At 66.6% G+C, this 22,130-nt stretch carries 30 protein-coding genes; 4 read left to right on the top strand and 26 right to left on the bottom strand.

What is annotated here, in order from left to right:
• Nucleotides 1-75 precede the first annotated feature (75 nt).
• Nucleotides 76-774, top strand: coding sequence for a Crp/Fnr family transcriptional regulator (locus AB1411_05860; GenBank protein ID MEW6543119.1), 699 nt, complete (start codon nucleotides 76-78; stop codon nucleotides 772-774).
• Between the two features lie 14 nt (nucleotides 775-788).
• Here the strand turns inward: AB1411_05860 and AB1411_05855 are convergent, their stop codons facing one another.
• Together AB1411_05855 and AB1411_05850 are read right to left on the bottom strand one after the other, a co-directional pair.
• The gene (locus tag AB1411_05855; protein MEW6543118.1) at nucleotides 789-1,037 is read right to left on the bottom strand and encodes a hypothetical protein; all 249 of its coding nucleotides are present in this window, start codon (nucleotides 1,035-1,037) and stop codon (nucleotides 789-791) included.
• Between the two features lie 53 nt (nucleotides 1,038-1,090).
• Nucleotides 1,091-1,498, bottom strand: coding sequence for a VOC family protein (locus AB1411_05850; GenBank protein ID MEW6543117.1), 408 nt, complete (start codon nucleotides 1,496-1,498; stop codon nucleotides 1,091-1,093).
• A gap of 50 nt (nucleotides 1,499-1,548) precedes the next feature.
• Here AB1411_05850 and AB1411_05845 point away from each other — a divergent pair, with 50 nt between their 5' ends.
• Nucleotides 1,549-1,875, top strand: coding sequence for a multidrug efflux SMR transporter (locus tag AB1411_05845; GenBank protein ID MEW6543116.1), 327 nt, complete (start codon nucleotides 1,549-1,551; stop codon nucleotides 1,873-1,875).
• Nucleotides 1,876-1,889: 14 nt separating this feature from the next.
• Here the strand turns inward: AB1411_05845 and AB1411_05840 are convergent, their stop codons facing one another.
• Together AB1411_05840 and AB1411_05835 are read right to left on the bottom strand one after the other, a co-directional pair.
• Nucleotides 1,890-2,333 carry a CoA-binding protein gene (locus tag AB1411_05840; GenBank protein MEW6543115.1) on the bottom strand — a complete coding sequence of 148 codons (444 nt, stop codon included), beginning with the start codon at nucleotides 2,331-2,333 and terminating at the stop codon, nucleotides 1,890-1,892.
• Nucleotides 2,293-3,354 (bottom strand): aldo/keto reductase, encoded by a 1,062-nt coding sequence (locus AB1411_05835; GenBank protein MEW6543114.1) that lies wholly within the window; start codon nucleotides 3,352-3,354, stop codon nucleotides 2,293-2,295. Before AB1411_05835 ends, AB1411_05840 begins: the two co-directional genes overlap by 41 nt.
• A gap of 158 nt (nucleotides 3,355-3,512) precedes the next feature.
• Here AB1411_05835 and AB1411_05830 point away from each other — a divergent pair, with 158 nt between their 5' ends.
• A complete protein-coding gene (locus tag AB1411_05830; GenBank protein MEW6543113.1) occupies nucleotides 3,513-4,034 on the top strand; it encodes a heme-binding protein in 522 nt (173 codons plus the stop codon).
• 356 nt (nucleotides 4,035-4,390) lie between these two features.
• Here the strand turns inward: AB1411_05830 and AB1411_05825 are convergent, their stop codons facing one another.
• On the bottom strand, nucleotides 4,391-4,765 hold the full coding sequence (locus AB1411_05825) for a DUF2784 domain-containing protein (GenBank protein ID MEW6543112.1): 375 nt from the start codon (nucleotides 4,763-4,765) through the stop codon (nucleotides 4,391-4,393).
• A 389-nt stretch (nucleotides 4,766-5,154) separates the two neighbouring features.
• Here AB1411_05825 and AB1411_05820 point away from each other — a divergent pair, with 389 nt between their 5' ends.
• Nucleotides 5,155-5,619 carry a CBS domain-containing protein gene (locus AB1411_05820; GenBank protein ID MEW6543111.1) on the top strand — a complete coding sequence of 155 codons (465 nt, stop codon included), beginning with the start codon at nucleotides 5,155-5,157 and terminating at the stop codon, nucleotides 5,617-5,619.
• 18 nt (nucleotides 5,620-5,637) lie between these two features.
• On the opposite strand, the gene AB1411_05815 is transcribed toward AB1411_05820, so the two are convergent.
• From AB1411_05815 to AB1411_05715, 21 genes are all read right to left on the bottom strand, one after another.
• Nucleotides 5,638-6,222, bottom strand: coding sequence for a DUF488 domain-containing protein (locus AB1411_05815; GenBank protein MEW6543110.1), 585 nt, complete (start codon nucleotides 6,220-6,222; stop codon nucleotides 5,638-5,640).
• Between the two features lies 1 nt (nucleotide 6,223).
• Nucleotides 6,224-6,577, bottom strand: coding sequence for a TfoX/Sxy family protein (locus AB1411_05810; protein ID MEW6543109.1), 354 nt, complete (start codon nucleotides 6,575-6,577; stop codon nucleotides 6,224-6,226).
• 15 nt (nucleotides 6,578-6,592) lie between these two features.
• Nucleotides 6,593-7,633: a cytochrome d ubiquinol oxidase subunit II gene (gene cydB / locus AB1411_05805; protein MEW6543108.1), complete on the bottom strand. Its 1,041-nt coding sequence runs from the start codon at nucleotides 7,631-7,633 to the stop codon at nucleotides 6,593-6,595.
• 30 nt (nucleotides 7,634-7,663) lie between these two features.
• A complete protein-coding gene (locus AB1411_05800) occupies nucleotides 7,664-9,022 on the bottom strand; it encodes a cytochrome ubiquinol oxidase subunit I (protein ID MEW6543107.1) in 1,359 nt (452 codons plus the stop codon).
• A gap of 54 nt (nucleotides 9,023-9,076) precedes the next feature.
• Nucleotides 9,077-9,337: a MoaD/ThiS family protein gene (locus AB1411_05795; protein MEW6543106.1), complete on the bottom strand. Its 261-nt coding sequence runs from the start codon at nucleotides 9,335-9,337 to the stop codon at nucleotides 9,077-9,079.
• Nucleotides 9,334-10,479 (bottom strand): glycosyl hydrolase, encoded by a 1,146-nt coding sequence (locus AB1411_05790; protein MEW6543105.1) that lies wholly within the window; start codon nucleotides 10,477-10,479, stop codon nucleotides 9,334-9,336. Before AB1411_05790 ends, AB1411_05795 begins: the two co-directional genes overlap by 4 nt.
• 69 nt (nucleotides 10,480-10,548) lie before the next feature.
• Nucleotides 10,549-11,046 carry a VOC family protein gene (locus AB1411_05785; GenBank protein MEW6543104.1) on the bottom strand — a complete coding sequence of 166 codons (498 nt, stop codon included), beginning with the start codon at nucleotides 11,044-11,046 and terminating at the stop codon, nucleotides 10,549-10,551.
• A 246-nt stretch (nucleotides 11,047-11,292) separates the two neighbouring features.
• A complete protein-coding gene (locus AB1411_05780; GenBank protein MEW6543103.1) occupies nucleotides 11,293-11,922 on the bottom strand; it encodes a methyltransferase domain-containing protein in 630 nt (209 codons plus the stop codon).
• 46 nt (nucleotides 11,923-11,968) lie between these two features.
• The gene (locus AB1411_05775; GenBank protein ID MEW6543102.1) at nucleotides 11,969-12,337 is read right to left on the bottom strand and encodes a TfoX/Sxy family protein; all 369 of its coding nucleotides are present in this window, start codon (nucleotides 12,335-12,337) and stop codon (nucleotides 11,969-11,971) included.
• Nucleotides 12,324-12,749: a DUF1761 domain-containing protein gene (locus AB1411_05770; GenBank protein MEW6543101.1), complete on the bottom strand. Its 426-nt coding sequence runs from the start codon at nucleotides 12,747-12,749 to the stop codon at nucleotides 12,324-12,326. Before AB1411_05770 ends, AB1411_05775 begins: the two co-directional genes overlap by 14 nt.
• Nucleotides 12,750-12,787: 38 nt before the next feature.
• Nucleotides 12,788-13,228, bottom strand: coding sequence for a hypothetical protein (locus AB1411_05765; GenBank protein MEW6543100.1), 441 nt, complete (start codon nucleotides 13,226-13,228; stop codon nucleotides 12,788-12,790).
• A 93-nt stretch (nucleotides 13,229-13,321) separates the two neighbouring features.
• Nucleotides 13,322-13,927 carry a TetR/AcrR family transcriptional regulator gene (locus AB1411_05760; protein ID MEW6543099.1) on the bottom strand — a complete coding sequence of 202 codons (606 nt, stop codon included), beginning with the start codon at nucleotides 13,925-13,927 and terminating at the stop codon, nucleotides 13,322-13,324.
• 305 nt (nucleotides 13,928-14,232) lie between these two features.
• Nucleotides 14,233-14,373 (bottom strand): hypothetical protein, encoded by a 141-nt coding sequence (locus AB1411_05755; GenBank protein ID MEW6543098.1) that lies wholly within the window; start codon nucleotides 14,371-14,373, stop codon nucleotides 14,233-14,235.
• 196 nt (nucleotides 14,374-14,569) lie between these two features.
• The gene (locus AB1411_05750; GenBank protein ID MEW6543097.1) at nucleotides 14,570-14,764 is read right to left on the bottom strand and encodes a hypothetical protein; all 195 of its coding nucleotides are present in this window, start codon (nucleotides 14,762-14,764) and stop codon (nucleotides 14,570-14,572) included.
• Between the two features lie 219 nt (nucleotides 14,765-14,983).
• Complete coding sequence (locus AB1411_05745; protein ID MEW6543096.1) at nucleotides 14,984-15,928, bottom strand: glutathione S-transferase family protein; 945 nt, start codon at nucleotides 15,926-15,928, stop codon at nucleotides 14,984-14,986.
• 15 nt (nucleotides 15,929-15,943) lie between these two features.
• Nucleotides 15,944-16,750, bottom strand: a complete 807-nt coding sequence (locus tag AB1411_05740) for a carbon-nitrogen hydrolase family protein (GenBank protein ID MEW6543095.1) — start codon at nucleotides 16,748-16,750, stop codon at nucleotides 15,944-15,946.
• The gene (locus tag AB1411_05735) at nucleotides 16,747-17,073 is read right to left on the bottom strand and encodes a PilZ domain-containing protein (protein MEW6543094.1); all 327 of its coding nucleotides are present in this window, start codon (nucleotides 17,071-17,073) and stop codon (nucleotides 16,747-16,749) included. Before AB1411_05735 ends, AB1411_05740 begins: the two co-directional genes overlap by 4 nt.
• A gap of 47 nt (nucleotides 17,074-17,120) precedes the next feature.
• Nucleotides 17,121-17,609, bottom strand: a complete 489-nt coding sequence (locus tag AB1411_05730) for a cytochrome c (GenBank protein ID MEW6543093.1) — start codon at nucleotides 17,607-17,609, stop codon at nucleotides 17,121-17,123.
• A gap of 67 nt (nucleotides 17,610-17,676) precedes the next feature.
• Nucleotides 17,677-18,945, bottom strand: a complete 1,269-nt coding sequence (gene soxC, locus AB1411_05725; protein ID MEW6543092.1) for a sulfite dehydrogenase — start codon at nucleotides 18,943-18,945, stop codon at nucleotides 17,677-17,679.
• A 25-nt stretch (nucleotides 18,946-18,970) separates the two neighbouring features.
• Entirely contained in the window at nucleotides 18,971-19,762 is a 792-nt protein-coding gene (locus AB1411_05720) for an energy-coupling factor transporter transmembrane component T (protein MEW6543091.1), read from the bottom strand.
• Nucleotides 19,763-19,769: 7 nt separating this feature from the next.
• Nucleotides 19,770-22,130 carry an energy-coupling factor transporter ATPase gene (locus AB1411_05715; GenBank protein MEW6543090.1) on the bottom strand — a complete coding sequence of 787 codons (2,361 nt, stop codon included), beginning with the start codon at nucleotides 22,128-22,130 and terminating at the stop codon, nucleotides 19,770-19,772.

Genomic DNA, 22,130 nt, shown 5'->3' with positions numbered 1-22,130 from the left:
AGTGCGTGCTCGTTGGTTTGCGCCGTGCCTCGGCCCCGAGTATACTACGTCCGTTCACTCTCCATGGGATGCCCTATGAGCGAGACTCCGGTCTCGAAGAAGCTTTGGTATCTCAAGCACATTCGTCTTTTTTCCGGCCTCAGCCCGATTGAGCTCCAGGAAATGGAGCGCATGACCCGGATGCAGGAAGTCAAAAAGCGCCAGCCCCTCTATCTGCCCGGTGATCCCAGCAGCAACGTGTACCTCCTCAAGCAGGGACGTGTCAAAATTGCGAGCACTGCGCCCAGCGGCAAGGAAGTGACGTTTGAAATACTCGAGCCGGGGGACGTGTTTGGAGAGTTGGAGGTGTTGGAACACTCGCCACGGGAAACCGCGGCCGAAGCCCTGGACGACACCCTTATTTGCGTCATCCAGCGTGAGGACTTCGAGCGTTATCTGGCGACTCATCCCACTGTAAGCGGCAAACTCACGAAGCTGATCGGGTTGAGACTCCGGAAGATCCAAAGCCGCGTTGAAGATTTGGTTTTTCGCGACGTGCCTGCGCGTCTGGCCCATCTGCTGCTGGAGTTGAGCAAGACCGAGGGGGTACCCGACGGAACCGGCGTCCGCCTCCGCGCTAAGCTAACCCACCAGGAGATGGCCAATCTGATCGGCTGCAGCCGGGAGACGGTCAGCACCACCATCGGGCAATTTCGTGAGCAGGGTCTTATCCGGATCGACGGCCGATCCCTTACGATCCTCCAGGCCCAACGGCTCTCTCGTCTGGTCTCCTAAGCTAAGCATTCCTTTCACCCGTCTGGATTTAGCTCGCGGAGGAGGCCGATCAGCCATTCTTTCCGCGGCACGCCGACCGCAATCGCACGCCCGTTCAGCACGAATGCCGGCAATACTGAGATCCCCAACTTGCGTGCCCGGTCCTTGCTGCCAATCACCCGAACCTGCCAGTTGGAATATTCTTGCTGAATCTCCTGGGCAAGGCGGCGGGCCGGCTGTTCGGACGGGCAGCCGGGATGAAGGAATACTTCAAGAACGACCATGCGGACAGAGTACGGGGAGAGCTTTGCGGAATCTGTGAACCAGCTTACATTGTTCAAATGGTGCGCTGGCCTTGGCGCACCTTAGGGGAGGACTGGAGGTGGCTGTGCCGTTTGTGGATCACCAGGTGATTCCCGTCCGGGTCCTCGATGACGGCCATGCGGCAGACGGGGGTGGCGAACACGTCGAGGACGAAGGGCATGGATCGCTCCTTGAGCGTCGCGACGAAGGCGTCGAGGTCCGTGGTCTCGAAGCCGACGACGGCTTCCTTGGCTCCCGGCGGGTGCCCCATGTCCATCGTCGTGACGGCGAAGGTCGAGTCGCCCAGGTCGTACTCGACCCACTCATACCGATCGTACTGGAAGTGATGGCTGAGCCGCAGGCCCAGGACGCCTTCATAGAAGGCTCGCGCCCGCGCCATCTCCTTGACCGGATAGACGGTAAATGCCATAGAGGTGATCATGCGCGTCCCCTTGAGCGTGAACGAACCTTTAGCCGGAGGGTGAGGAATCCATGCAGAGTTGGCTGATCCTGATCGCGGCGATCGTATTGGAGGTGGCGGGGACCGTCTCGATGAAGCTGGCCGAGGGCTTCACGCGGCTCGTCCCCTCGATACTCATCTTTGTCTTTTACGGCCTGTCCTTCGTGGCGCTGACGGTTTCGCTCAAGACGATTGACGTGAGCGTCGCCTACGCGGTCTGGTCCGGACTGGGCACGGCGCTGATCGCGGGGATCGGGGTCTGGTACTTCCGGGAGCCGGTCACCCTGCTCAAACTTGTGAGCCTCCTCTTCATCATCGTCGGCGTCGTGGGTCTGAACCTGGGCGGTGCGAAGCACTGAGTTGAGTGCGTCAGTCACGAGGGCAGAGACTTTGCCCGCTTCCGGTGCTCCTTCTTCCAGCAGCGGTCCATGACGACGAGGAGCCCGGCCCGCTCGGCCCGCTGCGCCGCCGCCTCGTCCACGATCCCCTCCTGGAGCCAGACGGCCTTGGCGCCGATCCCGATCGCCTGGTCCACCACGGCCCCCGCCTCCTCCGATTTCCGGAACACGGAGACCAAATCGACCGGGCCTGGCACCGCGTCGAGCGACGGGTAGGCGGTCTCACCGAGCACGGGGACCTCGAGCGGGTTGACGGGGATCACCCGGCGCCCCTGCTGCTGCATGTAGGCGGCCACCTCGTAGGAAGGGCGGGTGGGATTGGCCGAAAGGCCCACGACGACGATGGTGCGGCAGTCGGCCAGGATGCGCCGGATCGTCTCAGGACTGGAGGTTGTGCTGCTCGCGCCCGATCCGGCCATCGTAGTTCCGTGAGGACTTGAACAGTTCGAAGCGTCCGTCCGCCGCGTAGCGGGCCACCCTGGTGCGGAGCGCGGCCATCTCCTGGGCGCTCATGGGCGTGAAGCGGCGGGCGATGGCCAGGTTCTGGCGGAGCACCTCGCGCGAATCAATTCCGCTCACGATCGAAGCGACCGGCAGGCTCAGGACGTAGCGCAGGGCCTCCTCCACCGTGACGATCCGCTGCTTGATCGGCTCGCCGTTCCCGCTCAGGGTCTTCATGGCGAGCGGCGCGATCCTGCGCTGGTTGAGGATGGGCAGCACCTCCTGCTCGAAGCTCCGGTAGGTTCCGTCGAAGACGTTCAGCGGGAGCTGGCAGGTGTCGAACGGAAAGTCGCGGGCCAGCATCTTGAGGTGGACTTTCGGGTCCTTGTGGCCCGTGAAGCCGATGAACCGGACCTTCCCCTGCTTCCTGGCGTCGAGCAGGGCCTCCACCGCGCCGCCCGGCATGAAGTGCCGGTCCGGGTCGTCCTCGTAGATCACTTCGTGAATCTGCCACAGATCCAGGTAGTCGGTCCGCAGCCGCCGCAGCGACTGCTCCAGTTGCTCCATGGCCACTTTCTTGTCCCGACCGTGCGAGCAGACCTTGGTCATGAGGAACGCCTTGTGGCGCCGTCCCTCCAGGGCTCTGCCCATCCATTCCTCGGCCCGGCCTCCGTGGTACTCCCAGGCGTTGTCCATGAAGGTGAGCCCCTGGTCCATCGCTTCGTGGACGATCCGGACCGCCTCCGCCTCGCTGTCGGCCCGGCCCAGGTGCGCGCCGCCCAGGCAGAGGACGGACACGTCCACCCCGGTTCTGCCCAGCGGGCGGTAGGGCAGGTCGCCGGTGGCCGGCTTGGGGGCGGTAGGCGCCTCGGCCAGCGCGCGGGCCAGGGTCCAGGGGCCGGTGAGGGCCGCGGCGGCGCCGGCCAGTCCCAGGCCCTTGAGCACCTGCCTGCGGTTGACGGATTTCCAGAAGAATGGAGACTGATCGTTCCGGTCCATCGCAATGCTCCGTTTCGGAGAGGCAGCCTGATCGCTAGAGAGCTTAGCAGAGACGCGGCAGGCTCCGCCAGCCGGTAATTGACTTCACTGGGTCCCCCTGCTACTTCTTTTCGTGACCGGCCGGGCCGAGGCCCGGTATGAGAAGAAGGAGGATACAGATGAGCCTGCGACTCACCCTGGTCTCGGCCTGCACGGTCCTGACGTTGAGCCTGCTCGGCACCGGGGCCCGAGCCGAGGACCTGCCCAAAGAATCCGTGCTGCCCCTGGCCCTGGCTCAGAAGGCGGCGTCTGCCGCGCTGGACAAGTGCACGAAGGACGGCTACAGGGTCAGCGTGGCGGTGGTGGACCGGGCCGGCGTGCTGCGCGTGCTCCTGCGGGGCGATGGGGCCGGCCCCCACACGACGGACAGCAGCAGGAAGAAGGCCTATACGGCCGCCAGCCTCCGCCGGCCCACGAGCGAGCTGGCCGAGCTGATCGCCAAGGTGCCCACCCTCCAAGCCCTGCGGGAGATGAACCGGAACGTGCTGATTTTGGGCGGTGGCCTCCCGATCGAGGTCGGCGGGGAGGTCGTCGGGGGGATCGGGGTGGGCGGCGCGCCGGGGGCCCATCTGGACGATGCCTGCTCGCAGGCGGGGCTGGACAGCATCGGCGCGGCGAAGAAGATTCCGGCGCCGAAATAGGGGGACGCCGAGCGGGGCCTGTCGCCAGCTCGCCGCCCGAAGCGGGCTCCCGGCTCACCACCCACTCGCGTGGGTACCCGCCCGTCCGACAGAAGACCGCGACTGACGAACGGCGGGCAGCTCCGGCGCCGGCACGATGCGTTGATGTCGGAGTGCTTCTGTAGCCGTACTGTTGGCCGGCCGCCTCATCGGAATAGCAGAACGGCGCCCGGCACCCTCTCTGCTGCTGAACGCCTCGTTCCCGCCGTGCCGCTCGCCTCCATGCCCATCCGTTCCAGCCGCGGCTAAAAACAAGTGAAACGGGGATCGGTCGCTCACAGACCGATCCCCGTCATAGCTCCTCGCGTCTTCGAGCGTCAGTTGCGGGAGGTGCGGCGGAGGCGGTGCCAGAGGAGCCAGTACACGGAAAGGTTGATGACGATCACGATCAGGCCCAGGACGAGCTGCAGCTCCCGCGTGAGGCCCTCCGGATAGAGGGTCGGCAGGAGGTAGTGGTCCACGAAGCCCCCGCCGTACCCGCTCTCGCCGCCCTGCACGCGCAGCCAGTTCTCCAGCGGGGTGAGCGGGCAGATCCACCCGCCGAATTCGATGGCCGCGCCCCACAGGGCCGCCGGGACGTGCAGCCAGGCGAGCCCCTGCCAGCGTAGGACCAGGAATCCGCCGAAGACCACGAAGAGCACGAAAGCCAAGTGGAGCAGGACCACCAGGTCGGCCAGCGCCCGATACGCCACGATCATGCCTCTCTAGCCCGCATTATTCATGACGGCTTCTACTGCAACTGCCGATACGCCGCTGCGACAAGCCTGCGTGCGGCGTTCGAGCACGCAGGCGGGTGGGCTCGTCGCTCGGTCGGTCAACGTGCTGCAGGGAGCACGCCTCCCTCTCTCGCGACTCCACGCACCCGTCTCGCCTGGCGTCTCAGCGGTTTCGTCACGAACCCTCATGAATAATGCAGGCTAGACGGTTTCGGGACTGTGAGCCGAAGCCGAGGACCTGTCAATCCCCTCCTCTTGATGAACTCGTCGGGAGGTGGGATCATGGAGAGCACAACAGGGCCTCACGTTCGGGTCTAGGGAGGCGCCGCTTGGGATGAGGCGGCGCCGGACAGGAGGTGGCCGCCATGCTGGTACGCGACGTCATGTCAACGGGGGTCGTGACGGCCCGGGCGACGGACACGCTGCGCTCGGTCGTCATCAAGATGCTGAGTCGGCACTGCGGAGCCATTCCGGTGGTGGATGAGGGAAATCGCCTGGTCGGCATCGTCGCCATGCGCGACATCATGCTGCCGCTCTATCCCAATTACGGCGACTACATCCACGACAACGTGCACAGCCGGGATTTCGTGGCGATGGAGGCCGGCTATCCGGAGGTGCTCGCCAAGCACGTGGACGAGGTGATGACGCGCAATCCGCTCACCGTCTCGCCCGGCGATCCGATCCTCCAGGCCGCTTCGTACATGGGGCTCAAGAACTTTCGACGGATTCCCGTCGTGGAGCAAGGCCGGCTCGTCGGGATGGTGAGCATCGGAGACATCAACCGCGGCCTGTTCTTTGCCCAGCAGGCGGCCTTGCGAACCGCAGTCTGAGCGGGCCGTGCGGGCCGGTCACGGAAACAACCCAGGCTCATTCTCGGACGAAGACCCGGCCGGATAGGTCAGGGTGTCGCCGTTCACCTTGGCGAAGGGCGTGAGGCTGTGCGCAGCCGCCTCCTCCTTCCCGAGAATGTGGAGGACGGTCCAGCCCCGGGTGACTAGGGCGTCCGCGATGAGTTGCCGGTGGCACCGCCAGGGCACGGCCTCGGCGCACATGACGGCAGTCCTGGTGCTCTCAGCTAGCTTCATCAACTCGGCTAACCCATCCTGGAAGGGGACGGCCTGCATGTAGTCCGCATAGCCGCGGAAGCCGGCGCTCCGCCAGCCCCGGTTGGGGGAATCGGGCCGGCTCTTGCGGCGGCCGCCCAGCGAGGGGAGGTGCCGGTACGCGAGGCCCGCTTCTTCCAGACTTTGCTTGAGCAGCCCCATGTTGAACTGCGGATTCCTGCGGGAGTAGGGAGTGGTGCGGACGTCCACGAGGAGCGCGATCCCGTGCGCCTTGAGCAGACCGACGAATTCCTTGATCGGACGGGTCGAATGGCCGACGGTCCAGATGCGAGCCGTCCGGTCACCGGGCGTGGCAGGCGGCACAGGCATGTCACCGCTTCGCCCGGCGGACGGTTCGCCGCCCAGACTTCTTTTCCGGCCGGCACCGGCTGGCCCGGTCGGCCCAGGCGACGAGCGCCTCTTGGTCCTCCAGGACCTCCACCGGCACCTCATAGTAGGTCTTGAGCGTCTGCGTCGCGTTCGGCCGGAAGGGCTTCATGCCCCGTTCCCGATAGGCGCCGGCGGTGGCGGTATCGGTTTTCAAGTACAGGCGTCCCTTGTGGAGGATCCCGAAGAAGACCTCCTCCCGATAGAGTCCGTACCCGCCGAACATGGCCCGGCAGACGACGCCCGGCAGGTCGCTCATCTGATCGAGCACGAAGTCCTTGAACGAGTCGGTGTTCATGGAGATTCGACGCGGTCAATGGGAGTCGAGATCGGGCCGGACCTTGCCCCAGAAGGACCGGTGGGCATAGACCTGATAGGCGACGACGAGCGCGAAGCCGACGACGAACCACCAGAGGCCGACCTCCAGACCGTAGGCGCCGGCGGTTGCGTTGAAGATCGTGAGGTTGTGGGCCGGGTCGGTCGTGGCGATGAGGACGTTCGGATAGACCCCCCAGGCGACGCTTGCGAGCATCGCGAGGATGAACAGGCTGGAGGCGGCAAAGGCTGCCGCGTCGCGCCGCCGCCGGCGCAGCGCCAGCGTGGCGGCCAGCGCGAGGAGACCGGCGGCGGGAAAGAGGTAGCCGACCGGATGGGCGGCGTAGTTCAGCCGAAGCCGGGGCTGCACGATCGGGATCGCGAGGAGCGAAAGGAGCGTGAGCGCGAGCGCGATCCAGCCCAGCAGCCGTCCCAGGCCGTCCGCACGGCTGGCCAACTCGCCCTCCGTCTTCATGGCCAGGTAGTTCGCGCCGTGCAGGGCCAGGATCGCGGCGCTTGAGAGCCCCATGAGCAGGGTGTACCAGTCCAGAATGCCCGGCTCCGGCCCCGTCGCGAAGTCCGTCCAGAGCGCCACGAAAAAATAGCCCTCGCGGTTCAACGGCACCCCGCGAATCAGGTTGCCCAGGGCCGCGCCGAACACGATCGCGAGCAGGCCGCTGGCACCGGCGAACACCCAGTCCCAGAACTGCCGCCACAGCGGATGGTCCAAGTGGGCGCGCAGCTCCAGCGCGAGCCCCCGTCCAATCAGGAGCCAGAGCACGAGCACCAAGGCCAGGTAAAACCCGCTGAACCCGGCCGCATAGGCCCTGGGGAAGGCGAAAAAGAGCAGCCCGCCGCTCGCGAGCAGCCACACCTCGTTGCCGTTCCAGACCGGCCCGATCGAGGCCAGCGTTGCCCGCCGCTCCGGCTCCGTCCGGGCGACGAACGGGTGGAGCAGGCCGACTCCGAAGTCGAAGCCGTCGAGCGCCACGTAGACGGCCAGCATCCCCGCCACCACGATGTACCAGAAGGTCTCCACGTCAGGTCGCCCTCATCATCAACGGCCCGTTCAATACCCAATTGGTGCCGCTGGCCGGGACGGCTCCCGCTCGGCCGGAGCGGGCCCTTGCCGGACGGTTTCCGCAACCAGGAACAGAAAGAGCAGGCCGAGCAGCAGGTACAGGCCGAGAAACCCGATCAGCGTGAACAGCGCGTTGCCCGAGTGCACGAGCGGGGAGGCGCCCTCGGCGGTGCGCATCAGGCCGTAGACGAGCCAGGGCTGGCGGCCCAGCTCCGCCGTCATCCAGCCGGCGGTGGTGGCGACGTAGGGGAACGGCGCGGCCAGCAGCAGGGCCCAGAGCATCCAGGAGGCGGCGAACAGGCGCCCGCGCCAGAGCAGCAGCAGCGCCAGGGCCATGACGCCGGCGAGGATCGTCCCCAGCCCGGCCATGATGTGGTACGAGTAGTAGAGCAGCGGCACGTTGTCGGGCCAGTCCTCCCGCGGGAACGCATCGAGGCCCTTCACCTGGGCGTACAGCTCGTCGTAGAGGAGGATGCTGAGGGCGTCCGGCACGGCGACGGGGTTGTCAATCGTCAGCGTCTCCATGTTGGGCTGGCCGACCAGGAGCAGGGCGGCCCCCCGCTCGGTCCGGAAGAGTCCCTCGAACGCCGCGCCCTTCGCCGGCTGGTGCGCGAAGACCTGCCGGGCGTTGCCGTGGCCGGTCGGAAAGATGAGGAGGGCTGAGCCGATCGCGCCGGCGACCACGCCGGTCCGGAGGAACAGGCGGGCCTGCTCCCCGTGCCGGCCCGCCAGCAGGTAGAGCGCCCCGAGCGCCGCCATCACGAACGACGCGGTGACGACCGAGGCGGTCATGTTGTGGGTGAACTGCCAAAGGAGCCAGGGGTTGGCGAGCAGGCCGGAGAGGCTCGTCACGAACAGGCGGCCGTCCGGGGCCGTCGTGTAGGCCACCGGATGCTGCATCCAGGCGTTCGTGGCCAGGATGAAGTAGCCGGACAGCCAGGAGCCGAGCAGGAGCATCAACGAGGCGAACCACTGAACGCGCGGGCCGAACCGCTCGCCGAACAGGAGCAGGCCGAGGAACGAGGATTCCAGGAAGAAGGCGAACAGCCCCTCCATGGCCAGGGTCTGGCCGATGACCCCGCCCGCGAAGTTGGAGAATTTGGCCCAGTTGGTGCCGAACTGGAACTCCAGCGGAATGCCCGTGACGACCCCGAAGGCGAAGCTGAGGGCGAAGATCCTGGTCCAGAAGCGTGCGGCCTGGTGATGGAGGGGATCGCCGGCCCGCAGGGCCCGGCTGCGCAGGTAAAAGAGCAGCAGGGCCAGGCCCATGGTGAGCTGGGGGAAAAGGTAGTGGAAGGTGGCGGTGACCGCGAACTGGAGCCGGTCATAGAGCAGCGCGCTGGCCATAGCCGGGCACAGGATACTCCGCTCGATCCAAGAGAGCCAGCAGTTTGTTGTCCGTCAGCCTCCGCTCAGCGCGCAGACGATGTGGATCTGGTCGTCCGGACGAAGCGGCGTCGTCAGGTCCCAAGCCTGCTGCTCGTTGACGAAAATCCTGATGTGCGGCCGAATCGTGTCCTGCTCCGTGACGATGCGGAAGCGCAGGCCGGGGCAGCGCCGATCCAATGCCGACAGGACTTCGGCCAGGGTCCGGCCTTCGGCCTCCACTTCGTTCTTCTGCCCGGTGTAAGAACGAAGCGCGCTCGGGATGTGGACCGTCACCGCTCGGCCGCCTCGACCGAATAGATCTCGGGCAGGTGCCGGGCCAGGCAGGTCCAACTTGCGCCGCCCGTTCGGCTCGCCCAGACCTCGCCGCTGGTCGTGCCGAGATAGAGCCCGACCGGTTCGTGCGCGTCGGCGGTCATGGCCTGGCGCTTCACGGTCCACCAGGCATTCGATCGGGGAAAGCCCTGGTCCTGCCTCGTCCAACTCTTCCCGGCGTTCTTCGTGACGTAGGCGGCCGGTTTCCCTCCGGGACTCACGCGCGGCCACACGGTGCCGCCGTCCATCGGAAAGACCCAGGCGGTGTCGGGATCGCGCGGGTGGACCACCATGGGAAACCCGACGTCGCCGATCTGCTTCGGCATGTTCTTGCCGATCCGTACCCATTCGTTTGATGGCCGATCGAGCCGGTAGATGCCGCAATGATTCTGCTGGTACAGCCGGTCAGGATTCGTCGGACAGAGCCGGATGCAATGGGGGTCGTGGAACGTCGGAGTGGACCGGTCGAAGCCCTCGACGACATCAAGTCCTGCAAGGAGCGTTCTGAATGTCTTCCCTCCGTCGCCGGATTCGTGCACGCCGCCCCCGGACATGCCGAAGTAGAGGTGCGCGGGATCGCGCGGGTCCACGAGGATCGAGTGCAGCTTCGGCCCGTCCGGCGTGCCGTCCTGCACGGTGCCCATCCACTCACGGTATTGCGGATCGTCGTTGATGGGGGAAAACGGCTGCCACGTGACGCCGCCGTCATCGGAACGGAAGAGCCCTTGCGGCGAGGTGCCCGCATACCACGCGTTCGGCTCGCTCACGTGTCCCGGCGTCAGCCAGAAGACGTGATCGACGACGCGGCCGTTTTGCCCCTCGGGGACTTTGGGAAAGGCGGGCGGCTTCTTGGCTTCCTTCCAAGTCCGGCCGAAGTCGGTGGATCGAAAGATGGTCGGCCCCAGGTGGCCGGTGCGGGCGGCCATGAGCATCGTGCGCCCATCGCGCGGGTCCTGCACCAGGTGGTGCACGATGTGGCCGAGGAAGATCGGCGCCGACAGCTTCCAGGTCCGGCGGGCCTTGTCGCCACGTACGATGAACGCTCCTTTCCGTGTCCCGATCAGCAGGGCCACGGGACCGGTCGCAGGCTTCTGTATGGTCATGGCGGGCTTTGCAGGAGCCCGGTGTCGCTTCGTCATGACGGTCCTCCCTCTTCAACGAATCCGGAAGTCTCAGCCGCATTGCTTGCCCATCTTGGCCATCTGGGCGAAGAAAGCCGCGCCCCGCTTCTGGATTTCCTCTTGCGAGAGATCCTCCTTGTGGGTCGCCAGGCTCCACTTGTGGCCGAACGGATCGGTGAACGTCCCGCATCGGTCGCCCCAGAACATGTCGGCGACCGGCATCGCGACCGTGACGCCGGCTGAGGTGGCCCGGTTGAAGGCCCTGTCCACGTCCTCGACGTAGAGATAGAGCGAGACAGGCGTGCCTCCCAGCGTCTGCGGGCCACTGCACCCCCTCTGAGGCTGTTCCTCGCCCAGCATGATGACCGAATTCCCGATCTTGATCTCCGCGTGCATGATGCTCTTGCCGTCCGGTCCTGGAAAACGCATCCGTTCCTCCGCGCCGAGCGCACGCTTGTAAAAATCAATGGCCTTGTCTACCTCCCGAACCGTCAGCATCGGGGTGACGGTGTGATAGCCTGCTGGAATCGCTTTGACCTGTGTCGCCATGGTGTCCTCCCTTCTGGTTGCTCCCGTGTCGGCCTCGTGCCACGAGGCGAGGCCGGCTTCTTCTCAAAACCGAGTCCTAGGATAACCCCCGTTGCCGGAAATGGAATCAGGTGAAAACCTGTCTGGACCGTAAGCCACGCTCCCAGTGAACAAACCTCGCGTTTTGCCGCAGGCATAAGCGGGGCAGCGGCCGGTTGAGCTCTGTGCGTCGAGTAGGCGCCTCACGAAACGCTGTCACCAATCCGCTCAGGGTTCCTTCCGCGAGAAGAGCTGGAAATGTTGGCTGTCGACGATGTTGAAATCGCCCACAAGCCGATACCCCGCCGCTTCCATCTCGCGCCGGACTTCTTCCTTTGCCGTCCCGTGGCCGAGCAGCCCGGAAACGAATCCCCGGGGATGGAAGTCCAGAATGGCCACGCGTCCATCGGACTTGAGATACCGGGTCAATGACCGGAAATACGCCACGCGATCATCCATGTGGTGGTAGGTGTCGCAGTTAAACACGAGATCCACCGGCTCGGGGAGCTTCGCGTCGTTGGGTTCAACGCGGATCGGCGTCACGTTGGTGATCCCCCGTGACCTCATTTCCTTCGTGAGGATGTCCAAGGCGGTCTCATTGATGTCAACCGCGTACACCGTCCCTCGTGGCCCGGTCGCGTCGGCCAGATACCAGGTGAAGTACCCGCCGCCGGCCCCTACATCCGCCACTCGCGAGCCCGGCTGGATGTGGAGCGTCTCGATGACCTCCCTGGGCTTTTGCCAGGCGTCCCGACCGGGATCGTTCATGTGCCGATACGCCAGTTCGGCGCAGCCGGCGAGCCACAGACCGATGAGAATCGAGACGACGCAGACACTCCTGAACGGCGTCCTTCTCATGTGCGTTCCCTCCGAAGGCGGGCAACCTGAATAAGAGATCGTGCACTCATCGCTGTGACCGGGACCCGCGCCGGCGAGCGCGGGGCTCGGCCGTTGGCAAGCTCGCTGCGAAGTCCAACCCCTTCGCGAGCCATTTCCGCAATTGCGCGGCGCTCTTGGTTCCGGCTGGGCTCACGTAGATATAGCCCTTCATGGGTCGTCCGGTGAAATCCATCGGCCTGGTGTGCGGCTCCTTCAGCGCCTGAACGTTGGCTTCGGGCCCCACACGCACGACCAGATCGCGCTTGAGAATGCCGGCAAACATCTTGCCTCGCGACAGGAAGGCGAGGCCGCCGAACATCTTTTTCTCGACCAGCGCGGACCGCCCCATGAGCGTCGCCCGCACGCGCGCCGCCAGCCGTTCATCGTAGGCCATGAGCCGGTTCTCCTCTTGCGTAAATGCTGCCGATGACGGCGCCCACCACGGTGAACTGGAAGAGGTAGTACGAGCTTTCGAGCGCCAGCCAGGTCGAGAGCGACGTGACGTTCTGTTTTCCCGCTTCGGCAAAAACCGCGGAACTGGCCAGCAGCACGCCCATGAGCAGGCCGAAGGCGGCGCCAGTTTTGAGCGAGTGCCGGCCTTGGGCAAAGAGGGGATACAGATAGCTCAGGACGAGCCCCTGCATCAGCATCGAGACGAGGCCGAGCGGGATCAGCGGCTCCTTCCGCGTGAAGATGGCCAGCTCGTCGTACAGCGGTTTGAAGAACACCAGGTGCCAAGGCGCGGCAATCAGGAAGGTGCAGAGAACGTAGGCGCCCACCGCCGACCAATAGACTTTGTTCTGCATGGAGTGTCCTCCAGGTGATCCTGAGCGATTCGCCATGACTAATGGTAAGGGTGCGAGGTCTTGGCTTGATACGACGCGTGTGTCGCCTCGAATTTGAGCAGTCCGTACGCCTGCAGCACAGCGAACGTTGCCACGATGTCGGCCGCGATCCCCACTGCCCATTTGCCTGCCTGGGTCAGCGGGATGGGGGCGGCGATCAGCAGCAGGGCGCTGCCGAGTACCCAGGCGGCGTCGAGCCCGATCGCAACCAAGACCTCGCGCCGATCCGGCGCCGGACGCCGCACGGTCAGCGCGAGCCAGAGCGCATAGAGGAGCAGGCCGAGGCCGAGCGTTGTGACGATCCAGGGCGTCTCGATGCCGAGTAATGCCGCGATCGGTCTGGCTGCAAGAAGGAACAGAAGGCCGGACAGGCCGGAGAACCAGGCGTTGCACCGGAGCGCGAGACGGAGCAGCGTGGTCGGGGAGGGGAGTAAGGTCATGGGAGACCTCCAGGGTTAGGGAATCGAAACGAGCGGTTCGGTTTCGATCATGTCATGTGTCGGCCCTGCGACGTGTCGCGTTGTGCTTGACGCTTACCCTTCGAACAGGCTCTTCACGTACCGCTTGAAGTGCTGGACGTGCCCCGCGACCTGCGCACGGTCCTGCTTGGCCTTGGCGAGGATCAGGGCCCCTTCCAGGACCGCGATGAAGTGTTCAGCCAGGCTCTGAGTGTCAAAGGCCGCCTTCGGCGCATGCAGGGCTTTGGCTTGATCCAGGTCCCGCTTGAACGCATCGGCCCACTGGGCGAAGTGCTGGGCGCACTGTTTTCTGATGCCCGGATGCGTGTCCGAGAGCTCCTGGGCGAAATTTCCCAGCAAGCAGCCTTGCACAGGCTGAGCGGACTTCGACATCTGCATGACAAAGTCCACCATGCCGTAGACGCGCTCCAGGGGGTCGCGCTTCTTCACGAACGGAGCCTGCTGGAACCCGGCGGCTTTGGCCGCGACGAACCGGTCCAGCGCCGCGCTGGCCAGGTCTTCCTTGCTCTCGAAGTAGTGGAAGAAGCTGCCCTTGGTCAGCCCCGCCGCCTCGCAGATCTCGTCCACGGTGGTGGCGACGAACCCCTTGGCCAGCATCAGCCGCTGGGCCGCGTCGAGCAGCTTCTCTTTCGCGGGCGAGTCCTTCTGCGGGGTTCTCACGTTGCCCTATTCATAAACCGACCAGTTGGTATGTTTATAGGCCAGTGCAATCGCCCTGTCAAGGGGGAAATTGCCGGGCTGACGAGGGGCGGGCAGCCGGGTCCCCGTTGCTCCGTTGAGCAAGGCAACGGGTGATGACTCGCTGGTTCTAGAAGTCATTTCAAAACCCATGACCGTGCGGTTCGACTTTGCCCACCACAGGCTTCGACAAGCTCAGCATGAACGGCAGAATGCCAATGTTTTCAAGGGACTCCCCGTTCGCCCTGAGCCCGTCGAAGGGTGAACGGCGGGTTTTGAAATGACTCCTAGGCAGAGACCTGGATGTACTCCACGTGGCTGCTTGGGGGAGGGACCGGCAGGCCGTCGGCCCGCAGGCCTTCAAGGTGAAACTCGAGCACTTCACGGATCAGCTTTTCCGTTTCCTCGATCGTGGCGCCTGTGGTCATGCAGCCGGGCGTAGCTCGATGGTGCCTTAGTCGTGCAGAGAAGCCAAGGCGCGGGAGCGAGCGCCGCACGCCTCCGTCCGCCTTTCGTCAGACGCCGTGCTCAGAACGATTGAGATGCAATGGCGATCTCGTCAGCGCGGTGGCCGATGGCAGGGGGGATTGACGGTCGTCACGAGGGGCGGGCTCAGGGATCGGCTCAGAAGGCGCTGACTTCCAGCGCTTCCTCTGCGACGACCTCCACGACGTTCCGCCCTTGCGTGTGTGCGAGGATGCCGAAGTAGATCGCCTGGGCGCTCTCCGACCAGGTCGGGTCCACCGGCAAGGCCCGGAAAGCGGCTTCGGCGGCCTTCCTCTCGTCGAAGGAGAGGGTGCGGTTGCGATCGGGCGTCATGGTCGCCTCCTTCTCACCGTTGCCCCACGTTCGTTCACCACCCATCAGAAAAAATAGCAACTCCTTTGCCAGTCGGAACGGGCCGTCCGATAGAGCCGTACCTTTAGAATCTTCAAGGGGTTGAGAGAGCAGCCTGGTCCGGGCGTGCTGAAAGGAGGGAAGGGTGCTACAAGCGATTGTTATCTGAAAGGACAAAACGCTACAGCCTGTTCTTGCTGGTTACGTCAGCCGCTCGCGGCCGTGCGGGGCGCGCAGGTCCTGGTCCGGGCCCAGGGGGACGATGCGGGTGGGGTTGATGTCCGCGTGGGTGACGTAGTAGTGCCGCTTGATGTGGTCGAAATTCACCGTGTCGGCGATCCCGTCGTGCTGGTAGAGGTCCTTGAGGTAGCCGAAGAGGTTGGGGTAGTCCGCGATCCGCCGGACGTTGCATTTGAAGTGCCCGTGGTACACGGCGTCGAACCGGACGAGCGTCACGAACAGGCGCCAGTCCGTCTCGACGAACTGTGACCCGAAGAGGTAGCGCCGATCCCGGAGGCGCGCGTCGAGCTGGTCCAGGGCGTCGAAGAGCCGCCGCACCGCCCGCTCGTAGACCTGCTGCGACGTGGCGAAGCCCGCCCGATAGACCCCGTCGTTCACGTTCTCGTAGACGAACCGGTTGAGCTCGTCGATCTCCTGCCGCAGCGCCTCCGGACACAGATCCAGCCGGCTGTCGGTGAACCGGTTCCACTCGCGGTTGAACATGCGCATGAGGTCGTCGTCGGAGTTGCTGACGATGCGCTTCGTCTCCTTGTCCCACAGGACGGGCACCGTGACCCGACCCCTGAAGTTCGGGTCGGTCGCCCGGTAAGCCTCGGAGAGGAAGCGGAACCCGTTGACGGGATCGGTCGAATGGCCGGGCCCCTCGCGGAAGGCCCACCCGCGCTCGTCGCGGACCGGGTCCACGACCGTCATGCCGATCACGTCTTCCAGCTTCTTGAGCTTCCGCACGATGATCGTGCGGTGCGCCCAGGGGCAGGCCCAGGACACGTACAGGTGGTAGCGCCCTCGGACGGCGGGATGGCCGGAGCTGCCGTCCGCCGTGACCCAGCCGCGGAAGGCGTCCCGCTGCCGCTCGAACTCGCCCTCGCTGGTTTGCTCGTCCGGGAATTGCGCCTTGACGGTCATGGGAAGCGCCCTTACTTACAACGGGACGGTCCGGTACTCGCTCGTCGCCAGGTTCTGAGCCGCCGGATCCCACTCGACCAGGAAGATCACGGAGCGTGCCGACGACAAGGACAGGAGCCGCCGCCCGTCTTTCACCACCACGCTCTCGGCCTTGGTGAAGTCCAACGTCCGGTCCGGCCCGGTGCGGTTGCACACGAGGAGCGGGAGCCCGGTGTCGCCGGTGCAGCGCTCCCATTCGCCGTTCGGCCCGTGAAGGCCCGGCGCCCAGGCGGCGGCCGAGACCAGGAGTTCCGCCCCCTGGGTTTTCAGGTTTCTCGCCAGCTCCTTCGAAGAGGCGTCCGCGCAGATCAGCATCCCGACTTGCCCGAAGGGAGAAACGGGGACGGCCGCCGCCTTGTCCCCCGGGCTCGACCAGGCCTCCGAGCCCACCCGCAGCGTGTGGATTTTGCGGTGCTTGCCGAGGATGGTTCCGTCGGCCGCGATCACGAACAGGCTGTTGTGGAGCTTGCCGGATGCCCGATCCCGTTCGGGATGGGACAGGAACACCGTCACCCGAAGCCGGGCGACGAGCCGGCAGAAGCCCGTCATCCACCGGTCCGGCTGCGGCAGGATCCAGTCGGTGCCGATCCGGTCGGCGAAGGTGTAGCCGGTGATGCAGAGCTCGGGCGTGAGAATCCAGAAGGCTCCCAATCCCGCCGCGGCGGTGACCGCCGTCTCGATGAGCCGGCGGTTGTGCGCCAGGTCGCCGGGACGAGGGGCGAGGTGCAGCAGGGCGATGCGCAACGTGCACGCGGGGCCGGTCTGGAGTTGACGGCGGTTCACGCGACTCCCTGCTCCGTCGCGAGCCAGAGGCGGAGGCGCTCCTGCTCCTCAGGACGCTGGTTGCGGAACGTCAGCCCGAACTCGCCGTCCGTCACCCATCGCACGGTGGCCTGATCCACCTTGATCGTGTTGACCTGCCGGGGCACCTGAATGAACAGGGCGAGGTCGGCTCCGACTTCCACCGGGACGCCGCTTTCCACCGCACAGCCTGCCGACGAGAGGTTGCGGAGGCTGCCTTTCTTGAGCCCGACGCCTTCCATGTCGGGCGTGACGAACAGGACGGTCAGGTCCACGGGAATCCGTCGGCGCGTGCGTCGCTCCATCGCTCTCTCCTTGGGGCACTCTTCAGCCTGCCCGTCCGGCGCGGCGGCTATTTTGCCACGTCCGGCCTCGGGTCCGACACAAAGCCGTGTCGGTTCGGCATGCGGACCGTCGGCAGCGTCCGCGCGTCCATGACCGTATCTTCCGTGACGATCCCGTTCTGGAAGAGAATCCAGGCGACCAGCGCATAGACTTCGTCCGGCTGCAAGGACCCGGGCGCCTGGTAGGGCATGGCCCGGGCGACGTAGTCGTAGAGGGTCGTGGCGTAGGGCCAGTAGCTCCCCACGGTCCTGACCGGCCGGTCGGTCGCGAGGGTTCCCTGGCCGCCAACCAGTTGCGGCATCGGCCCTTCCTTGCCCGTGGCTCCGTGGCAGGACGCGCATTTCTTGGCGAAGACCGTCGCGCCGGCCTTGACCGTTCCCCGTCCGGGCGGGAGCCCCTCGCCGTTCGGTGCCACCTCCACGTTCCAGGCCTTGATCTCCGCCTCCGTCGCCGGCCGGCCGAAGCCGTATTCTGGCGCCGGCCGAGGATCGGGCATGGTGGCCCCAGCCGGTGCGCTCCAGGCGAGCCAGAGCAGAAACCAGGAGGCGAGTTGCAACATTCTGCTAGAGGTGCACATTGGACAGCCTCCCGTCCGCCCCTACCTTCCAGCTCTGAATCCCGTTGTAGTGGTAGCCGGAATGGACCCCGCGCACGGCCACCAGGGCCCGTCTGGTCGGCTGTACATAGCCGGTCTCGTCCGTGCACCGGGACTGGAGAATCGTTTCCCGTCCGTCCCACCGCCAGGGGAGTCGGAAGGCCGTCGTGCATTTCGGCAGGACCGGCTCCAGGAGGGAGGCAGGCTGCCAGGTCCGGCCCCCGTCCGTGCTGACTTCGACTGACGTGACGCGGCCGCGTCCGCTCCAGGCCAGCCCGCGGATCTCCACGAAGCCGGGCCTGATCCTCTGTCCGCCGGACGGGCTGGTGATCAGGGACTTGGCCTCCATGACCAGGGTGAACTGCCGGGCCTTCCCGTCCGGCATGAGGTCCGTGTAGCGGGCGGTCTCGTCCCTGGTCATGAACGGCTCGGCGCCGAGCTTGAGCCGTCTGAGCCATTTGATGCAGGCGTTCCCCTCCCAGCCGGGGATCAGCAGCCGCAGCGGATACCCCTGCTCGGGCCGCAGCGGCTCGCCGTTTTGCGCGTAGCAGAGGAGCGCCTCGTCTAGGGCCGCCGCCAGCGGAATGCTGCGGGTCATGGCCCCCGCGTCGCTCCCCTCCGCGAGCATCCAGGCCGCCTCCGGCCTGGTGCCCACCTCGCGCAGCACGAGCGCCAGCGGCACCCCGGTCCATTCGCTGGTGCTGAACAGGCCGTGGATCTCCTGCGCGCTGGCTCCTCCCTGACCTTCCCATTCGCTCCCGGAGTTTCCCGAACATTCGATGAAGGCCAGGCGCGAGACGGAGGGGAAGCGTTGCAAGTCCTCCACGGTGAAGACCGTGGGCCGTTCGACCAGGCCATGGACCAGCAGCCTGTGGCGGGCCGGATCGATCAGCGGGACGCCGTTGTGGTGACGCTCGAAGTGCAGCGACGAGGGCGTCACGACGCCGTGCAGGTCCTGGAGCGGCGTGAGGGAGTGGGAGGGGACGACCAGGCGCACGGTCCGCTCGAAGGCCGACCTCTGTCCGTAGGGGGTGGGAGGGGAGCCGGGCACCTTCGTGGGGTCGTCCGGCACGGTCGGCGATTTCGGCTTGGCCGCCTCAGCGGATTGGGGCGTGAGCCACAGTTTCGCGGCGGCCAGTCCGGCCAGGGAGGCGGCACCGGTCAGGAACGTCCGGCGCTTGAGGCCTGGCTTCCGTTCGGGTCTGTCCGGGTTGGCAGGTGACTCGGTCGGCGACATGGAGCCCTCCTTCGCAATCCTCCGGCTAGAAACGGACCTCAATCATGCCATGGCCGGTCCAACGGAGCCAGAGGCAAACGGCGACGACGATCCCCACCACCGTCAAGGCCAGGTAGTCGGCGGCTCGCAGACGCAGCTCCAGATAGGTCCGCTGGTAGGCGGCCGGGCCGTAGCCCTTGGATTCCAGCGCCATGGCCAGGAGCCCGGTCTGCCGCAGACTGTGGCCGATCATCGGGATCAGCAGCGGCACGTAGTGCCTGATCCGGGCCAGGAGGTGCCCGGCCGACAGGTCCAGCCCGCGCGACCGCTGGGCCTGGACGGTCTGGCTGGCCGAGCCGATCAGGCTGGGCGCCCAGCGGAAGGCCAGCGAGAGGGCGAAGCCCATCGGACCCGGCAGGCCCAGCCGCTGCAAGGCCAGGGTGAATTCCTCGATCGTCGTGGTGGCGAGGAGCAGGAGCCCGCCGAGCAGCATCAGGTCCAGCCGCAGGCCCATCCCGACGCCGAAGGCCAGGGCTTCGCGCGTGAACGGATGGCCGGCCAGGGAGACGAGCGGCGTCCGGCCCGCGACGAAGAAGGGCCACAGGAGCGAGCAGTAGAGGAACAGCAGGAGGAGCAGGGGGGTCAGCTTCCGGAGAGGGCCGAGGGCGCCGGCCGCGGCGAGGGTCAGCAGGGCCGGGCCGGCGGCGACGGCCAGGTACCGGGGATCCGTGAAGAGCAGCGCGACCGTGAAGAGGCCGAGCAGCGAGAGGACCTTCGTCCGCGGGTCCAGCCGGTGCAGCCAGGAGTCGCGGTCCACGTAGAGGAAGAATTGGCTCATCGTCGCGTCACCTTCTCCGCAGGGCGGCGCGGACCTCCTCGGGGGTCAGGAGCTGGTGCCCCCAGCGGGCGGCGAACCGGGTCGGGGCCGGGACCTCCAGGCCGAGCCGCGCGGCCCGATCCTCCGCGAGCAGCGAGCCGAACACCTCCCCGGTGGGCCCGTCCGCGACGGTCCGGCCCCGGTGCAGGACGACACACCGGTGCGCGTAAGCCGCCACGAGCGAGAGGGCGTGGGTGATCATGACGATCGTGTGCCCGGCCCGGTTGAGGCGCCGGATCATCTCCATCATGCGGCCGGTCTCCTCCGCGTCCAGCCCGGTGGTCGGCTCGTCGAAAATCAGGATGCGGGGCCGGGCGGCCAGGACCGAGGCCACCGCGACCCGCTGCCGGTCCCCCTTCGTGAGGGAGAAGGGGTCCTGGTCCAGAATCTCCGGACCGTCGAGCCCCACCGCCTTGAGCGCGTCGGCCACGCGCGCCGCCCGCTCCGCCGCCGGCACGCCCAGATTGTGGGCGCCGAAGGCCACCTCGGCCTCCACCGTTTCGGCGAAGATCTGCTGGTCCGGATTCTGAAACACGTAGCCGACCGTGGCGGCGAGCCGGCCGACGCCGAGCGCCCTCGTGTCCTCCCCGTAGACGAGGACGCGGCCGGCGGTCGGATGGAGCAGCCCGTTCAGCAACCTCGCCAGGGTGCTTTTCCCGGACCCGTTCTGGCCGATGATCGCGACGAATTCTCCTTCCCCGATCGTGAGGCTCAGGTCCGAGAGGGCTTGCGCGCCCGGTTGATAGGCGAAGGAAGTCTTCTGAACCTCGACGACCGGGGGACCGGCCTTGGGACGCGGCGCCGGTCCGGCCGGGACGACCGACAGGCCCAGCTCGTCGGCCAGCTCCCAGGCTTCTTCGACCGACAGTGGCAGTTCCGCGAGGCCCAGCCCCTCGAAGCAGCGCGCGATGGGGAGCGGCGCAAGACCGTACCGTGCGAGCAGGTCCGGCCGGCTGAAGAGCCGGCGCGGCGGCCCGTCCCAGGCGAGGGCGCCCCGCTCGAGGACGCAGAGACGGTCGGTCCGCACGACGGCCTCCGGGTCCTGTTCGGCGAGCACGACGGCGGCGCCGCCCGCCTTCATCCGGTCGAGGAGCGAGAGGAGGGTGCGCCGCCCGGCCGGGTCCAGGTCGGTCAGGGGCTCGTCCAGGGCGATCAGCGCCGGCTCCTTGATGAGCGTCGCCGCGATGGCCAGCCGCTGCCGTTGTCCGCCGGAGAGCGACGAGGGCGGGCGCCGCTCCAGGCCGGCGAGGCCGACGAGGTCCAGCGTCCGCGCGACCCGTTCGCGCATCGCCGCCGGCGGCAGCGTGCGTTGCTCGTCCAGACATTCGAGCGGAAACGCGAGCTCCATCTCGACGTTGGTCGAGACCAGTTGCGCCTCGAAGTCCTGAAAGACCAGGCCGACCGTTTCCGCCTGCTTCCAGACCGGCAGGGTGGTCGTGTCCTGCCCGCCGACGCTCGCCCGTCCGGACCAGTGGCCGGCGATCAGGTTGGGGACCAACCCGGCCAGGACGTGGCAGAGGGTGGACTTGCCGGCCCCGCTCCGCCCCAGCAGCGCGACCGACTCGCCGCGATGGAACTCCAGCGAGAGGCCGTCCAGCGCCGGCGCGGGGCTTCCCTCGTAGGTGAAGCGGACCTGCTGAAGGGCGACGAACGCGGCGGGGGGCGTCGCAGGCGTGGGGCGAAGCGGCTCACGCCCTGCGTTGAACCTCTCACGTCTCACGTCCAACGTCTCACGGACGTCTTCGTACCGCAGGCGCCAGCGTTTGACGCGGGGGTGCAGGAAGAGCAGCAGGGGCGGAGCCAGCGCCAGGCCCATCACCAGGTTGTTGAGGAAAATGGCCGGGGCCAGGAGGTGAAAGGGGAACAGACCGAGCAGGTCCACGCCCCAGGCCACCACCAGGGCGCAGGTCAGGGCGGCCGCCGTGCAGACGATCGCGAGCTCCAGCGTCTGGTGCCAGGACCGGGGCTCCGGCTCCAGGCCCGACGAGAAGGGACCCAGCCGGCCCCACAGGAGATACGGCACGTAGCCGTAGCAGAAGTTCCCGAGGAAGCCGAAGAAGCTGCCCGGCCCCAGGGTGCCGAAGCAGTCGCCGATCAGGTTGCCGAGGCCGGAGCCCCAGGCGGCCGCCGGGCCGAACAGCAGGGAGGCGGCGACCGGAAAGGCGTTGGCCGGGCGCAGCTCCGTGAAGCCGGGGATGAGCGGGATGCCCATCTTGAAGGGGATCAGGATCGCGGCGTAGACGGCCGCAGTCTGCCCGGCCAGGACGATGAGCCGCGTGTCCCGCCAGACGTCGAGCAGATCGCGCACCGGTTGTCGAGTCAGAGGCAT

The organism is Nitrospirota bacterium, from assembly GCA_040757595.1.
Taxonomy (GTDB): domain Bacteria; phylum Nitrospirota; class Nitrospiria; order Nitrospirales; family Nitrospiraceae; genus JBFLWP01.
This window is presented reverse-complemented; position numbering and strand designations above follow the sequence as displayed.

Bases quoted from the DNA above. Each gene is read 5' to 3' on its own strand.
- AB1411_05720 (MEW6543091.1), bottom strand. From the start codon at position 19,762: ATGAGCCAATTCTTCCTCTACGTGGACCGCGACTCCTGGCTGCACCGG.
- AB1411_05715 (MEW6543090.1), bottom strand. From the start codon at position 22,130: ATGCCTCTGACTCGACAACCGGTGCGCGATCTGCTCGACGTCTGGCGG.
- AB1411_05745 (MEW6543096.1), bottom strand. From the start codon at position 15,928: ATGACCGTCAAGGCGCAATTCCCGGACGAGCAAACCAGCGAGGGCGAG.
- AB1411_05860 (MEW6543119.1), top strand. From the start codon at position 76: ATGAGCGAGACTCCGGTCTCGAAGAAGCTTTGGTATCTCAAGCACATT.
- AB1411_05765 (MEW6543100.1), bottom strand. From the start codon at position 13,228: ATGACCTTACTCCCCTCCCCGACCACGCTGCTCCGTCTCGCGCTCCGG.
- AB1411_05780 (MEW6543103.1), bottom strand. From the start codon at position 11,922: ATGAGAAGGACGCCGTTCAGGAGTGTCTGCGTCGTCTCGATTCTCATC.
- soxC (MEW6543092.1), bottom strand. From the start codon at position 18,945: ATGTCGCCGACCGAGTCACCTGCCAACCCGGACAGACCCGAACGGAAG.
- AB1411_05790 (MEW6543105.1), bottom strand. From the start codon at position 10,479: ATGACCATACAGAAGCCTGCGACCGGTCCCGTGGCCCTGCTGATCGGG.
- AB1411_05840 (MEW6543115.1), bottom strand. From the start codon at position 2,333: ATGGCCGGATCGGGCGCGAGCAGCACAACCTCCAGTCCTGAGACGATC.
- AB1411_05850 (MEW6543117.1), bottom strand. From the start codon at position 1,498: ATGATCACCTCTATGGCATTTACCGTCTATCCGGTCAAGGAGATGGCG.
- AB1411_05835 (MEW6543114.1), bottom strand. From the start codon at position 3,354: ATGGACCGGAACGATCAGTCTCCATTCTTCTGGAAATCCGTCAACCGC.
- AB1411_05810 (MEW6543109.1), bottom strand. From the start codon at position 6,577: ATGAACACCGACTCGTTCAAGGACTTCGTGCTCGATCAGATGAGCGAC.
- AB1411_05845 (MEW6543116.1), top strand. From the start codon at position 1,549: ATGCAGAGTTGGCTGATCCTGATCGCGGCGATCGTATTGGAGGTGGCG.
- AB1411_05730 (MEW6543093.1), bottom strand. From the start codon at position 17,609: ATGCCCGATCCTCGGCCGGCGCCAGAATACGGCTTCGGCCGGCCGGCG.
- AB1411_05830 (MEW6543113.1), top strand. From the start codon at position 3,513: ATGAGCCTGCGACTCACCCTGGTCTCGGCCTGCACGGTCCTGACGTTG.
- AB1411_05775 (MEW6543102.1), bottom strand. From the start codon at position 12,337: ATGGCCTACGATGAACGGCTGGCGGCGCGCGTGCGGGCGACGCTCATG.
- AB1411_05735 (MEW6543094.1), bottom strand. From the start codon at position 17,073: ATGGAGCGACGCACGCGCCGACGGATTCCCGTGGACCTGACCGTCCTG.
- AB1411_05750 (MEW6543097.1), bottom strand. From the start codon at position 14,764: ATGACGCCCGATCGCAACCGCACCCTCTCCTTCGACGAGAGGAAGGCC.
- AB1411_05785 (MEW6543104.1), bottom strand. From the start codon at position 11,046: ATGGCGACACAGGTCAAAGCGATTCCAGCAGGCTATCACACCGTCACC.
- AB1411_05820 (MEW6543111.1), top strand. From the start codon at position 5,155: ATGCTGGTACGCGACGTCATGTCAACGGGGGTCGTGACGGCCCGGGCG.
- AB1411_05815 (MEW6543110.1), bottom strand. From the start codon at position 6,222: ATGCCTGTGCCGCCTGCCACGCCCGGTGACCGGACGGCTCGCATCTGG.
- AB1411_05755 (MEW6543098.1), bottom strand. From the start codon at position 14,373: ATGACCACAGGCGCCACGATCGAGGAAACGGAAAAGCTGATCCGTGAA.
- AB1411_05770 (MEW6543101.1), bottom strand. From the start codon at position 12,749: ATGCAGAACAAAGTCTATTGGTCGGCGGTGGGCGCCTACGTTCTCTGC.
- AB1411_05855 (MEW6543118.1), bottom strand. From the start codon at position 1,037: ATGGTCGTTCTTGAAGTATTCCTTCATCCCGGCTGCCCGTCCGAACAG.
- AB1411_05800 (MEW6543107.1), bottom strand. From the start codon at position 9,022: ATGGCCAGCGCGCTGCTCTATGACCGGCTCCAGTTCGCGGTCACCGCC.